Source organism: Clostridium sp. AM29-11AC, from assembly GCF_003480545.1.
Lineage (GTDB): Bacteria > Bacillota > Clostridia > Lachnospirales > Lachnospiraceae > Otoolea > Otoolea saccharolyticum_A.
The window spans coordinates 1-13,705 of record NZ_QUJI01000001.1 but is presented as its reverse complement, the minus strand read 5'-3'; the positions used below and the strand labels follow the sequence as shown (position 1 = coordinate 13,705).

General features: G+C 51.5%; 14 protein-coding genes and 4 tRNA genes. All 18 read right to left on the bottom strand.

Going from position 1 to position 13,705, the window contains the following annotated elements:
- Positions 1–73: 73 nt before the first annotated feature.
- On the bottom strand, positions 74–1,870 hold the full coding sequence (dnaG, locus tag DW757_RS00085) for a DNA primase (protein WP_118750645.1): 1,797 nt from the start codon (positions 1,868–1,870) through the stop codon (positions 74–76).
- Between the two features lie 44 nt (positions 1,871–1,914).
- A complete protein-coding gene (locus DW757_RS00080) occupies positions 1,915–2,922 on the bottom strand; it encodes a deoxyguanosinetriphosphate triphosphohydrolase (protein WP_008397907.1) in 1,008 nt (335 codons plus the stop codon).
- A 247-nt stretch (positions 2,923–3,169) separates the two neighbouring features.
- Positions 3,170–4,879, bottom strand: a complete 1,710-nt coding sequence (locus DW757_RS00075) for a S8 family peptidase (protein WP_021966417.1) — start codon at positions 4,877–4,879, stop codon at positions 3,170–3,172.
- Positions 4,880–4,991: 112 nt separating this feature from the next.
- A complete protein-coding gene (locus DW757_RS17960; protein ID WP_347559946.1) occupies positions 4,992–6,326 on the bottom strand; it encodes a threonine/serine exporter family protein in 1,335 nt (444 codons plus the stop codon).
- A 105-nt stretch (positions 6,327–6,431) separates the two neighbouring features.
- Entirely contained in the window at positions 6,432–7,349 is a 918-nt protein-coding gene (locus DW757_RS00065; RefSeq protein ID WP_008397901.1) for a SufD family Fe-S cluster assembly protein, read from the bottom strand.
- Complete coding sequence (locus tag DW757_RS00060; protein WP_118750643.1) at positions 7,349–8,086, bottom strand: ATP-binding cassette domain-containing protein; 738 nt, start codon at positions 8,084–8,086, stop codon at positions 7,349–7,351. Before DW757_RS00060 ends, DW757_RS00065 begins: the two co-directional genes overlap by 1 nt.
- A gap of 244 nt (positions 8,087–8,330) precedes the next feature.
- Positions 8,331–8,414, bottom strand: a tRNA-Leu gene (locus DW757_RS00055).
- Positions 8,415–8,417: 3 nt separating this feature from the next.
- A tRNA-Leu gene (locus DW757_RS00050) sits at positions 8,418–8,501 on the bottom strand.
- Between the two features lie 147 nt (positions 8,502–8,648).
- Positions 8,649–8,909 (bottom strand): hypothetical protein, encoded by a 261-nt coding sequence (locus tag DW757_RS00045; RefSeq protein ID WP_008397899.1) that lies wholly within the window; start codon positions 8,907–8,909, stop codon positions 8,649–8,651.
- A 73-nt stretch (positions 8,910–8,982) separates the two neighbouring features.
- Positions 8,983–9,066 (bottom strand) — tRNA-Leu (locus DW757_RS00040).
- A 3-nt stretch (positions 9,067–9,069) separates the two neighbouring features.
- Positions 9,070–9,153, bottom strand: a tRNA-Leu gene (locus DW757_RS00035).
- Positions 9,118–9,342 (bottom strand): hypothetical protein, encoded by a 225-nt coding sequence (locus DW757_RS17500; protein WP_207665900.1) that lies wholly within the window; start codon positions 9,340–9,342, stop codon positions 9,118–9,120. Before DW757_RS17500 ends, DW757_RS00035 begins: the two co-directional genes overlap by 36 nt.
- A 138-nt stretch (positions 9,343–9,480) precedes the next feature.
- Positions 9,481–9,837 (bottom strand): 50S ribosomal protein L20, encoded by a 357-nt coding sequence (gene rplT, locus DW757_RS00030; RefSeq protein WP_008397897.1) that lies wholly within the window; start codon positions 9,835–9,837, stop codon positions 9,481–9,483.
- A gap of 31 nt (positions 9,838–9,868) precedes the next feature.
- Positions 9,869–10,066 carry a 50S ribosomal protein L35 gene (gene rpmI, locus DW757_RS00025; protein ID WP_008397895.1) on the bottom strand — a complete coding sequence of 66 codons (198 nt, stop codon included), beginning with the start codon at positions 10,064–10,066 and terminating at the stop codon, positions 9,869–9,871.
- Positions 10,067–10,098: 32 nt separating this feature from the next.
- The gene (gene infC / locus DW757_RS00020; RefSeq protein WP_015544384.1) at positions 10,099–10,593 is read right to left on the bottom strand and encodes a translation initiation factor IF-3; all 495 of its coding nucleotides are present in this window, start codon (positions 10,591–10,593) and stop codon (positions 10,099–10,101) included.
- Positions 10,594–10,842: 249 nt separating this feature from the next.
- Positions 10,843–11,016, bottom strand: a complete 174-nt coding sequence (locus DW757_RS00015; protein ID WP_015574313.1) for a hypothetical protein — start codon at positions 11,014–11,016, stop codon at positions 10,843–10,845.
- A gap of 111 nt (positions 11,017–11,127) precedes the next feature.
- Positions 11,128–11,442 (bottom strand): DUF1540 domain-containing protein, encoded by a 315-nt coding sequence (locus tag DW757_RS00010; RefSeq protein WP_015574315.1) that lies wholly within the window; start codon positions 11,440–11,442, stop codon positions 11,128–11,130.
- Positions 11,443–11,583: 141 nt separating this feature from the next.
- A complete protein-coding gene (gene thrS, locus DW757_RS00005; protein ID WP_182433219.1) occupies positions 11,584–13,515 on the bottom strand; it encodes a threonine--tRNA ligase in 1,932 nt (643 codons plus the stop codon).
- Positions 13,516–13,705 lie beyond the last annotated feature (190 nt).

Genomic DNA, 13,705 nt, shown 5'->3' with positions numbered 1-13,705 from the left:
TATCCCTCCATAGCCATACTTTCCTTTGCCTTCCTGCATCCGCCGGCGAATGAAACCGTAACCTATTTTCTCCTTATTCCAGTGAAATATGCAGATTGGCAAGCTCTGCCTGCTCCTTTATAATCCGCTGAAGCTCGTTCAGGTCCGAAGCATTCCTGCTCTGGTAATCCAGACTGCTCTTCTTCACCTTGAGAACTGTATCTGCAAAGGCCTTCTTCTGCTCCTCATTGCTCAGGGAGTCATTAAGGCTTGCGTTAAAAAGAGCAGCCACCTCCCTGTAATTCCCCTCGTCGTCGATAAAGTGATTTAAAATCGCTGCAGGATTCACCTCTCCTTTTTCGTGTCCCTCGAACACCATCTCTGCAGCTCTCCGGTAAAGAGGCTTTACAAAATCCTCCGGACCGATAATCCCGCGTATTTTCTCAAACAGCCTGGGTTCCTCGATCAGCCAGGTCAAGAGCAGCCGCTCCGACTGGCGGATGCCCTCCTCCCTGTCCCTTTTCTTCTGAATTTCCCTGGGCTTCTGAGCGTAGGTTTCCCCCACTCCCTCCCTATCGGCTCTCGTCCCGGGCAGAGCCGAACCGTATCGGCTTCCCAGGCTGTTTACCAGCCGTTTCAGGTCCTCATAGCTGATAAAATACTCCCTGGACACAGCCTGGATATAGTTGTCCCTCTCCAGAGCCTCGGAAAACTCCAGAAGCTTTCTGGCCGTCTCATTGTAGAAAGCCGTCTTCTGCTCCGGATCCTCCATACTGTATTTTTGCCGGATCGTGTCGATCTCAAACAGGAAGCTGTTCCTGGCCTCACTGATCCGCTGGCGGAAGGCGTCCGCTCCCAGGCTTTTAATAAATTCATCGGGATCCTTGCAGGGCTTCATATTCAGCACCTTCACCGACATGCCCACCGCTTTCAGAATCGGAATCGCCCGAAGCGCCGCCTTTACTCCCGCGCCGTCGCTGTCATAGGTCAGGATGACCTGATCCGTATAGCGCTTAAGCAAAGCTGCATGCTGGGCTGTGAAAGCAGTTCCAAGAGAAGCCACCGCGTTTGTGAAGCCTGCCTGGTGCATGGCGATCACATCCATATAGCCCTCGCACAGCAGCATATACTTCTCTCTGGAAAGCCTTGCAAAGTTCAGCCCGTACAGATTCCGGCTCTTGTCAAAGAGCTTCGTCTCCGGAGAGTTCAGATACTTCGGCTCCCCGTCTCCCATCACGCGGCCGCCAAAACCGATAACCCGGTTGTTCACATCCATAATGGGAAACATGACCCGGTTCCAGAACTTGTCTCTGGATCCTCTCTCCTCTATGGTGACAAGCCCCGTTTCCTTCAAAAGACCGTCGTCATAGCCCTTTGATTTCAGGAAGCGGTACAGATCGTCGCTTGTCTTGTTGGCAAATCCCAGGCCAAAGTGGCGGATCGTCTGATCCGTGAGCTCTCTCCCGGTCAGATACCGGTATCCCGCCTCCCCCTGGGGCTGCTTTAGCTGATAATAAAAATAGTTGGCAGCCAGTTTATTGATCTCAAGAAGCGCCGCCCGCAGATCTGCCTGAGCCCTGGCCTCCCTGGAGTATTCCACCTTCGGCAGCTTCACGCCGCTTCTCTCTGCCAAAAGCTCCACCGCCTCCCGGAACGAGTAATTTTCGTACTCCATCACAAAGGTAAACACATTCCCGCTCACTCCGCAGCCAAAGCAGTGATACATCTGCTTGGACTGTGACACGGAAAAGGACGGCGATTTCTCGTGGTGAAACGGGCAGAGCCCGAAATAATTGCTTCCCTTTTTCTGAAGCTTCACATAACCGGAAATAATATCCACGATGTCGCTTCTCGTTCTGACTTCCTCTATTACTTCCTCAGGATAATACATGAAAACCTCCTGTTTCTTCTGGTACTTTTCCGGCAGGCTCCCGCCTACACTTTAAAAGATTTTGGTACAAACAGCTCCTTGAACCGCTCAATGGCATACACGTCCGTCATACCGGCTATGTAGTCACAGACGGTTCGTTCCAGCGTTTCCTTTCTTTTTTCCATCCCTTCCAGGTATTCTGCCGGCAGCTCCTCCGGTCTTCTCATATAGTAGTCGTAGAGACAGACGATGAGCTGCTGCGCTCTCCCCTCCTCTGCCTTGGCCGCTGTCCCCCGGTATACATTCTCAAACATCCACCGCCGCAGGCCGTGCATGGCAGCCTCCATCCCGGCAGACATGGAAATCCTGGGCCTGTCCAGGCTCTGACCGATCAGGTCGTGGATCATGGTATCCAGCCGCTCCCTCACGCTGTGTCCCAAAATATCCGTATACTCCCGGGGCAGATCCTCCTCCACAAAAATTCCGGCCCGGATAGCATCGTCTATGTCATGGTTAATATAAGCTATCTTGTCAGAAAGACGGACAATGTGCCCCTCCAGTGTAGCCGGATTGCCGGAGGTACGGTGGTTCAGTATCCCGTCCCTGACCTCCCAGGTCAGGTTCAGTCCCTTTCCCTTCTTTTCCAGCACCTCCACCACCCTCAGTCCCTGACTGGCATGGGTGAAGCCTCCGGAAACCAGTCCGTTTAAAACCGCCTCCCCGGAATGCCCGAAGGGCGTGTGTCCCAGATCGTGGCCAAGGGCTATGGCCTCTGTCAGAGACTCATTGAGCCGCAGCGCCCTGGCTATGGTCCGGGCAATCTGGGATACCTCCAGCGTATGAGTAAGCCTGGTTCTGTAGTGATCCCCCTCCGGATCCAGAAATACCTGGGTCTTGTGCTTCATCCGGCGGAATGCCTTGCTGTGGAGGATCCGATCCCGATCCCTCTGATACTCAGGCCTTATGTCGCAGAGAGGCTCCTGCCTCTCTCTGCCCTTCGTATCCCTGCTTAAAGATGCATAGGGGCTTAAATATTCTCTTTCCCACTGTTCGGTCGTTTCTCTGATGTTCATGCAATCACATCCTTCGTTCCTCTCAGGCTGGCCGGCTGCCAGCTTTCAGCGGCCGGAAAACAGCAGACAGGTTCGTCCGGCAGCTCTGGTTCCAGCCAGCGTGACAATAATTTCCAAACTTTCCCGATTATCATGTCATTATATCATATTTTCACCTGTTTTAACAGTGTTTATTTCTGAAAATTTTAACAATTATTGATGAAATTTGTCACACTTCGCATGATACACATATGATCTCTATTACCAATCAGAGTGGGAAACTGTCCTCCAGGCAGAGGATCCCAAAGCCCAGCCGCTCATTAGGATAGACATTTTCCCCGGGAAGAGGCTTCGCCCCCCGGATCAGGTAGGCCTTTATTTTTTCGCCGTAGAGGAAGGGATCGTTGTTCTCCACAATTCCCCACTGCATCAGGAGGGCGGCGCTGCCGCTGACAAAAGGGGCGGCGAAGGAGGTTCCCGTCACCGCCTCATAGCCCCCTCCGGCCCGCGGAGCGAGGATTCCCACGCCAGGAGCGGCCAGATCCGGTTTAACCCGGGTGTCCAGCCTGGTAAATCCCCTTCCCGAAAAATCGGCGAAGGAAGGATAGGAATCATCGTAAGCACTTACAGAGATCACCCGGAACGCGGTAGAAGGAATCGTCAGAGTTGTGTTGGGCTCCGGTTTCAGGAACCGGGTAGAGCGGTTCAGCACTCCCCCTCCCGGAAGCCAGAGATCATACTGTCCCACCGCCACCTTCCTGGGCGTCAGGCGGATTTTCCAGATTCCACTCTGCACATAGTCTCTGTCCGGAATAAAATCCAGATAAATCTCCTGTGCCTGGCTGTACGGGCTGGGCTTTCCGTAGTAGAGCAGCACAGTCGTTTCTCCAAACCGGATCCGCTGAGGCCCCAGCTTATCGCTGATCACTCCGGTTGTGAGACCTCCGGGACTTATAATTGCAATCTCCACAATATCTGAGTACAGCTTCCACAGCTGGACGCCGAATCCCGTTTCGTAGTCGGCCACAGACAGCTCAATCTCCGTGTCCTTTCCCATGGAAAAACGGCCGGAGGTGTGTCCCCTGCTGCTGCCCTCATTTCCCGTCCCTGTCACAATGACTGTTTTCCAATAGTTAGAAATATCATCAATGTAGGTTTCCAGCAGGCTGGTGCCGTCATGGGAGCCATAGGAGTTTCCAAAGCTCAGATTGACTGCTACCGGTTCCCCGTAGGAAAGGCCCCTTCTCACCACATAATCCAGAGCCTTCATAAGCTCCGTGGTTCGCGGAAAGGAATTTTCCCTTGGCGTTCCAAGACGCACTACCAGGAGATCACTCTCATAGGCCACTCCCCGGTTTCTGCCTCCGCTCTCTCTGCCGTTCCCGGCTGCAATCCCCGCCACAGCCGTCCCGTGTCCGCTCAGATCCCTGGACGGCACAACCTCCTCAGCCCCGCTTCTGCTCCCCCGGCTCAGAGCCTCATTGATCTCCTCTCTCGTGAACACGCGGTCCAGACTCTGATCCCACATCTCCAGGATCCTTGTGGTACCGTCCTGGTTTCTGAAATCCTCATGGTAATAGTCAATGCCGGAGTCAATTATCGCCACAATCGTCCCCTTCCCTGTCAGCCCCCTGGCACCTGTCTGCACCGGGTTAATGCAGGAAGCGGCTCTGGCCTGCACCACGGCAAAGTTCAGACTTTTCGGTTTTTCTATGTACTCAATCTCAGAAAAGGAGGCCAGAGCATCGATCAGAGGCTCCGGCACAACCAGAATGGCGTACTCGTTGGAAAATTCCTCGACCTCAGTCCCCGGCAGGGCCTCCGCCACCTTCTCAAGGCTTCCATTGTACTTTACAATCAGCTCCCATTTGTTATCCACCGGGTTAAAACCCACACCCAGCTGTCCGGATCTCTCCCTCTCGTTTTCCGTGGCATCCAATGCCAGGTTCAGAATATTCTCGATTTTCTGATCATTCATAGACACACGCTTCCCATACTATTACATCTATATTTATGAGGAAACGTCCGGAAAAATGACTCTTTTTATTCATAAAAGGAAATGAGGCGCCTGGCAGAGCTCATGGCCCGGGTCATGGCGTACCCTTTCCCTGCGGCTTTTCTGCCTTCCCCGTCCGCCTTCCATGGCCTGCCAGACGTATGAACAGCCCCTGAGGCAGCTCAAACACAAACACAATACCCAGCACAATGGCAGCTGCCGATTTCATGGCTGAGTAGCCGGTCTGGACTGCCATGAAAAGCTCCTCCATGACAATGTGGTACACAGTCCAGTAAACGCCCGCTCCAGGGACTAAAGGAAAAATTCCTGCTATCAGAAAAATGGTGGCAGGACACCGCTCCAGCACTGCTGCCGTTCTGGACAGAAAGATCACCACTGCCGTAGCCGCAAAACAGGGACCGGAGCCTGGAAGGATGAACTCTGTGAGGGAATATACCAGCCATCCTGCCCCTCCGATGAGCCCGCAATAGGGATAGTACTCTCTGGGAACTCCAAAAAGCAGAGAAAAGCTGACTGTTCCCACAACGGCTGACAGAATTTCCTTTCCCATCAGAAGCAGCCGGGAGCCTGCCGTCTGAAATTCAGCCACCTGGCCGGAGCTTCCTGCCAGATCCGTCACCCTGAGAAGGTCCCCCCACGGCCCCGGGGCCATGCTCACTGCGGAGAAACCGATTCCCACCCCGATGGCGATGCAGAAAAAGACCAGAAGAGCGTCCAGCATCCGGACAGATCCAGATATGTAGTCCCCATCTGCTATATCCCGGATGGCGTTGGTAAACGCCACCCCCGGCACCAGAGGCATAATTGAGCCAATCATCATATAGTTCAGATTCTCCCCGGCCCCTGCCAGGTAAAAAATACTGCACACCAGTGTGACCAGAGCTCCGCCTCCGATGTTTCCCACTATTTTCGACAGATGGGGCGCGCCCAGCCACAGCACATAGAGGTAGAGAAGGAGCCCAGCCAGAAGAGCTGCCAGACTGTCCCTTGCAGTTCCCCCAAACAGGAGGCAGAAGGCTGCGCTTCCCACTCCCGAAGCAGCCACCTGCATCCACCTCTTCTTGCCGGGCATCCTCCGTATGTTCTCCAGGATCTGTCTGGCCTCCTCGATGGAATGTTTTCCCTCCACAATCTCCCTCGACAGCTGGTTGACTGCAGCCACCTTGTCCAGATGTGTGCCGCTCACCGGTATGTGCTGTACCTTAGCGAAAAAGCTCTCTCTGGCGCTTCCTGCAGTCAGGAAAATTCCATTGCTCAGCACAAAGGCATTTTCCGAGCTGACGCCGTAATGGGCGCAAATTCTGTCAATGGTTTCCTCGACACGGTAAATCTCCGCTCCATTTTCGAGCAGGATGTGTCCGGCCAACAGGGCGGTGTCGAGAATCTCCTCATCCTCCTGCTTTCCCACACTCATTTCCTCCCTTCCCCTCTGAGCGTTTTTAATCTGTGGCATCCAGCCAGAAAAAAGAGGACGCATGGCATTCCTCCTTTCCATGCGTCCCCGGCTGTTTCCCTATTTTAAGAACCCGTTTACAATCTGGGCCTCTGCCTCTGCCTCCGTCAGGCCCAGAGTCATCAGCTTGATCAGCTGCTCCCCCGCTATCTTGCCGATAGCCGCCTCGTGGATTAAGGCCGCATCAATATTGTTGGCCGTCAGCTCAGGAACAGCCTGAATCCTGGCCTCGTCCATGATAATCGCATCGCACTCCGTGTGGCCGCTGCATCTGCTGTTGCCTGTGATATTGGAAATATAGAGCTGGTGAGAGTGATCCCTGGCAACTGAGCGTGAAATCACGTTGGCGCTGGAGTCTTCTCCGTTTAAGTCTACGTGGAAGCGGCTCTCTGCATCCTGATTTCCGTGGGTCATCAGTCTCTCCTTGATCACAATCCTGGCCTCCCTGCCGAGAACTGCTTTCGTCTCTCTCTTCGTGGAGTCCACGCCCTTAATCTGGACGGTTTCCATCTCCATATAGCTGCCCTCGTCCATAGTCACCTCTGTGACAGGGTTCATGATACGTTTTCCGTTTCCGTCGCCGCTTCCATAGTGCTTCTCCACATAGCGGATCTTCGCACCCTTTCCGATAAAAAAGCGGTGGATTCCGTCATGGCGGGAGGAGGCGTCTCCTCCGTTGTGAATCCCACAGCCGGCCACGATCGTCACGTCGGCGCCGTCTCCGATATAGAAATCATTGTACACAGTCTCTGTCAGGCCGCTCTGGCTTAAAACGACAGGGATATGTACGCTCTCGTTCTTCGTACCGGGCTTAATATAAATGTCAATCCCTGACTTGTCCTCTTTTGTCACAATGTCGATGTTGGCCGTCGTATTTCTCTCAGCCGTCTGGCCGTTTGCGCGGATATTGTAGGCTCCGGCAGGGATACCGTGAAGATCCGCCACTTCCTCCAACAGAGTCTTCTGAATCTCGTCCATTACTGCTCCCTCCTGTAAAAATCACATGCCTCCACTGCTGACGCGGTTCCTAAAATCTCCGGAAGGATTTCTTCCTTCTTTCCCTGCTTCGTGATGCGTCCGTCCGCAATCACCACGATCCGGTCTGCAATATTTAAGATTCTCTCCTGATGGGAAATAATGATGATAGAACCCTTTGTCCTCTCCCTCATGCGCTCAAATACCTGGATCAGGTTCTGGAAGCTCCAGAGGTCAATCCCTGCCTCCGGCTCGTCAAATACAGAAAGCCTGGACGCTCTCGCAAGAACCGTGGCAATCTCAATCCTCTTTAGCTCACCGCCGGAGAGGCTGCCGTTTACCTCACGGTTGATATAATCCCTGGCGCAAAGCCCCACCTCTGAGAGATAGCGGCAGGCGTCAGCCACTGACATCCTGTCGTCGTGGGCCGCCAGGCGGATTAAGTCAAGGACCTGAATCCCCTTAAAGCGCACCGGCTGCTGAAAGGCAAAGCTGATACCCTTGTTTGCCCTGTCCGTTATGCTCTTATCCGTAATATCCTGCCCGTCGAACAGAATGGAGCCCTCTGTCGGCGTCTTGATTCCGGCAATAATCTTTGCAAGGGTGGATTTTCCGCCTCCGTTGGGACCGGTAATTACCACAAACTCATTGTCCTCTATGGTTAAATCCAGGTTGTGTATGATTTCTCTCTGCTCCTTCTCCTCCTGGACTTCAAACGAAATGTTTCTAAGTTCCAGCATAGTGGCCCTCCTTTGTATCGTATTCTGGCTGAACGGGCCCTCGCCGGGCCGCATTTTCCACAATGGGTATTATATACTAAATTGCCCTGTTTTACTATACTTGTTCTCCAGTTCTATCAAATTTTGTGCGGACCGGCCTTTCATCCGGCGCAGCGCGATCCTCGCGGAGCGTTTTTATATAACAGAGAACGAAGTTTCCTGTTACATAAAGAAAAAAGCTCTGAGCACCTCAGAGCTTTCATCATGCAGAAGAAGAGACTCGAACTCTCACGGTATCGCTACCACACGGACCTGAACCGTGCGCGTCTGCCAATTCCGCCACTTCTGCGTATGCGGGAGATGGGACTTGAACCCACACGATCATACAACCACTAGATCCTTAGTCTAGCCTGTCTGCCAATTCCAGCACTCCCGCATGTCTTTTATTTTGTCTTGTTGTTTCCAACGAAAGGTATTATAGCACAGGGGAATGGGTAATGCAAGCACTTTTTTCAAAAATTTACAATTTTTGTTTCAGTTCAGCCATGCGAAGATTTGGACAGGAAAATGCGTTGAAAGCGTGCTACAGCCGGCGTATGATCCACTGAGCCTTATCAAAGTCCCCTGTCTTCACTCTGATCCGGTATTCCTTCGGCTGACCGCTGCCTGCTCCGGCGCTTCCCATGCAGGACCGAATCGTTCCCCGGCCCGGGAAGGCCCATCGCGCCAGCCTGTCGTTTACATCCCAGTCATACCGGATCCCTGCCTGCTCCAGCGCAGCGCGGATCTGGTTAAACTGGGCCATATCGCTTCCCTGATATAGGATCTCCGTCTTTCCGAACATGTTTCATCCGCCCCTTTCCCAGACTCTGTTTTTGTAAAGGAAAAAAGCTCTGATTACCTCAGAGCTTTCATCGTGCAGAAGAAGAGACTCGAACTCTCACGGTATCGCTACCACACGGACCTGAACCGTGCGCGTCTGCCAATTCCGCCACTTCTGCGTATGCGGGAGATGGGACTTGAACCCACACGATCATACAACCACTAGATCCTTAGTCTAGCCTGTCTGCCAATTCCAGCACTCCCGCATGTCTTTTTTCCAGTTGTTTTGTCGCTTTCCTTTCGACGTTTTGTAGTATATCATAACAGACGGGGTTTGGCAAGCTTTTTTTGCAAATTTTTTTATTTTTTTCAATTATTATGATTTTCCTTGATTTTCTGCCGATATGCGGAGTTCCCCGCGAAGTCCCTCCTCGCCGGGTCTTTCTGCTTCCCATTCTCCCCAGAACAGCAGGATCTCTCCTGCAGAACAAAAAATGCCTGAAAACAGAAGGCAGATCTCTGCCCTGCTGTCCTCAGACACTCCATGATTCCAATTCAGGAATTGTAAAAATCCAAGTCAGGCAAACTGAAAATTAAGCCAGTTTGGACTTAGCCAGCTCTGCTAACTTTGCAAAGCCCTCTGCATCGCTGATAGCCATGTCAGATAATACCTTACGGTTCATCTCAACGCCAGCCAGCTTTAAGCCGTACATGAACTTGCTGTAGGATAAGCCGTTGATGCGTGCAGCAGCGTTGATACGTGCGATCCAGAGCTGTCTGAACTGTCTCTTTCTCTCCTTGCGGCCTGCGTAGGAGCTCTTTAATGCTCTCATTACAGACTGCTTTGCGATTCTATACTGTTTGGAACGAGCGCCTCTGTAGCCTTTAGCCAGCTTTAACACTCTGTTATGTTTTTTCTTAGCGTTTAATCCGCCTTTGATTCTTGCCATCGGTTATTTCCTCCTTCTTAAACTCTCAATCTTATAAGTATGGTAAAATCTTCTTCATTACTTTTGCGTTTGTAGCGTCAGTAACGATGTCTTTTCTAAGATTTCTTTTTCTCTTAGTAGATTTCTTAGTTAAGATATGGGATTTGTAAGCCTTGTTTCTTACTAACTTTCCTGTTCCTGTTGTTTTAAAACGCTTAGCAGCAGCTCTGCTTGTTTTCATTTTAGGCATGGTTATTTTCCTCCTTAGATAATGGTCTATTTTTAACGTTTTGCAGTTAAAAACATCACAATGCTTCTTCCCTCAACCTTGGAAGGCTTGTCGACAACGGCAATGTCGGACAGCTTCTCAGCAAAATCGTCGAGGATGTACTTGGTTTTTGACATATGAGCCATCTCACGGCCTCTGAAACGAAGGGTAATCTTGACTTTATTGCCTTTCTCGATAAACTTTCTGGCAGCGCTCACCTTTGTGTTCAGATCGTTGTCATCAATGTTGGGTGACAGGCGCACTTCCTTCACCTCGATAACCTTCTGTTTCTTTTTAGCTTCTTTTTCCTTGCGAGCCTGCTCGTATCTGAACTTGCCGTAATCAATGATCTTGCATACCGGCGGCTTTGCGGTAGGAGCAATCTTTACCAGATCAAGCTCTGCCTCTCTCGCCAGCTTGTAAGCATCCTTTGCGGACATGATGCCGAGCTGCTCTCCATGTTCTCCAATCAAACGAACCTCTCTGTCCCTAATCTGTTCGTTAATCATTAAATCGCTAATGGCCGTACACCTCCATACTGTGATGATGAATGAATCAATAAGAAAGAATCCTGCTTCGCAGGATTCCCCGCCTGCGGCAGGTCGCAAAAGCGGCATTTTCTTCTCTGCCGCAGCGCGATCCTTGCGGAGCGTTTTTATATAACAGGGAACGAGGTTTCCTGTTATATAAAATAAGCGGGCAGTCAGACTACCCGCTCACAGACTATAGAAAACTCCAATAAAGGATTATTTGCTATCTCATATGAACCACTGGTCACTTCCCTGTGCCAGGGTGAGGCGGATACCTGCTTTCCTGATGTTGTTTCTCACAACTTTTGCTATTATACTATGGCCGTTCCGTTCTGTCAATAGGTTTTCTGTGTTTGCTGCATATTTTTTCCTGTTCCGGATCCCCACTCCCAATTCTTTCATTTTTCACGCATCCGGCCCATGGACGGCTCTCGCAAGCTTCCGGCCATGCAGGGGGTTTTTCCCTTGAGATACAGACAAACGGGGGAGCTCAAATCTGCTCCCCCGCCCATTTTAGCGTGCCTTAAAGCTGGAACATTCCGTCTGGTATGCCTCTGTGGCATTGCCCCCTGTAATTCCGATGTGCTCTGCCACACAGAACTTATCCTTATTGTAAATGCAGTTTTCTGCCTCGCAGGCCACCTGCAGCTGGCTCTCCGGTGTTTTGAACAGGTTTGTAAAGACTCCGCCCTTCTTTTCATCGAAGCTTGCACAGCAGGTATCGCACTTCTCCATTGCGGTCTTTCCATCTACGGTGATGGAGCCGCGGCAGCAGCAGTTCTCTGCGTTGTGAACACATCCTGTTACGTTACAGTCAAGTCTGGTCATCACATATTCCTCCTTTATCCTGGCGATTTTATTATTGAAATACGCCGTTATCTGTTTCCGCCCGGCCCATGCCAGGGCTTTTGCGGATTCAGGATTATTATGTGACAATCCGGCAGAATTATCCCGTTCTTTCAGCAGTTTTTAATTTTTCTTTTCTTCCATCTTTCTCATCTCTTTGGATGCGATTTCTTTCTGGATTTTTTCAATAAAGCTCTCTAAGGAAGAAGCTCCCTCATCGCCTGCAAAGCGGCTTCTCACAGATACGGTTCCCTCTTCCTCCTCCTTCTGGCCTACAACCAGCATGTAAGGAATCTTGTTTGTCTGAGCCTCGCGGATCTTATAGCCGATCTTTTCTGAGCGGGTGTCAACCTCTGCGCGGATTCCAGCCTCGCTTAAGGACTCATAAACCTTGGCCGCATAGTCTGCATACTTGTCGGAAATCGGAAGCACTTTTACCTGTACAGGAGCCAGCCAGGTCGGGAATGCCCCTGCAAAATGCTCAATTAAAATTCCGATGAAGCGCTCAATGGAGCCGAACACAACACGGTGGATCATGATCGGTCTGTGCTTCTCGCCGTCTGCCCCTGTGTAATCCAGCTCAAATCGCTGCGGAAGCTGGAAATCCAGCTGGATGGTTCCGCACTGCCAGGTTCTTCCGATGCAGTCCTCCAGGTGGAAGTCGATCTTCGGGCCGTAGAATGCGCCGTCCCCCTCATTTACCACGTAGGGCAGTCCCAGCTCATCGAGGGCGCTTCTGAGTCCCTCTGTTGCAAGTTCCCAGTCCTCGTCGCTTCCCATGCTGTCCTCCGGTCTTGTGGAGAGCTCTACATGGTACTTGAAGCCAAACAGAGTGTAAACCTGGTTGATCAGAGTGGCAACGCCCTTGATTTCGTCCTTGATCTGCTCAGGAGTCATGAAAATGTGGGCATCGTCCTGTGTGAAGCAGCGAACGCGCATTAAGCCGTGGAGCTGTCCGGATTTCTCATGGCGGTGAACCAGTCCCAGCTCTCCCATGCGCAGAGGCAGATCCCGGTAGGATCTGGGCTCGGATGCATATACGAGAACGCCTCCCGGACAGTTCATCGGCTTAATCGCATAATCCTCCTCGTCGATCACCGTTGTGTACATATTGTTCTTGTAGTGATCCCAGTGGCCGGATGTCTCCCAGAGACTTCTGTTTAAGATAATAGGAGTGGAAATTTCCACGTATCCTGCCTTTTTGTGAATCTCTCTCCAGTAATCAAGCAGAGTATTTTTAAGCTGCATTCCCTTGGGAAGGAAGAATGGGAAGCCAGGGCCTGCATCATGCATCATAAATAATCCCAGCTCTTTTCCCAGCTTTCTGTGGTCACGCTTCTTGGCCTCCTCCATCATGGTGATGTAGGCCTCCAGCTCCTCCTTCTTAGAGAAGGCTGTAGCGTAGATACGGGTCAGCATCTTGTTTTTCTCGCTTCCGCGCCAGTATGCGCCTGCCAGGTTCAGCAGCTTATATGCCTTTCCCACATCCTTTGTGCTCATAAGGTGCGGTCCTGCGCACAGATCTACAAACTCTCCCTGGCGGTAGAAGCTGATCTCTGCTCCCTCAGGCAGATCCTCAATCAGTTCTACCTTATAAGGCTCCTCCTTCTCCTTCATGAAGGCGATAGCCTCCTCCCTCGGAAGGGTGAAGCGCTCGATAGGAAGATTTTCCTTCACAATCTTTTTCATCTCAGCCTCAATCTTTGCCATGTCCTCTGCCGTCATGGGGCTGGCCGGATCCACATCGTAGTAAAATCCGTCTGCAATCGAAGGCCCGATGGCCAGCTTCGTATCCGGATATAATCTCTTGACAGCCTGAGCCATCACGTGGCTGGCTGTGTGGCGCAGAGCGGCAAGTCCCTTCTCATCTCTGGCTGTCAGGATATTGAGCTGGCAGTCCTTATCGATCACCGTTCTTAAGTCCACAACCTCTCCATCCATCTCTCCTGCACAGGCAGCTCTCGCAAGCCCCTCGCTCAGATCCTTTGCAATGTCCAGGACAGACATTGCAGATGCGTACTCCTTCACAGAGCCGTCTTTTAATGTAATCTTCATCTCTGTATCTCCTTTTGCCATTTCTTGTTTTTTCCCTGTCTGCCGTGCCTAAGAAGCCGGCATGCAGGCACAGAAGCATAAGAAAGAATCCTGCTTTGCAGGATTCTCCGCCTGCGGCGGGTCGCGAAAGCGACATTTTCCTCGTATTATATAGTAGTAGTGTTTATAGACCCTCTCCAAGGTCTGTATG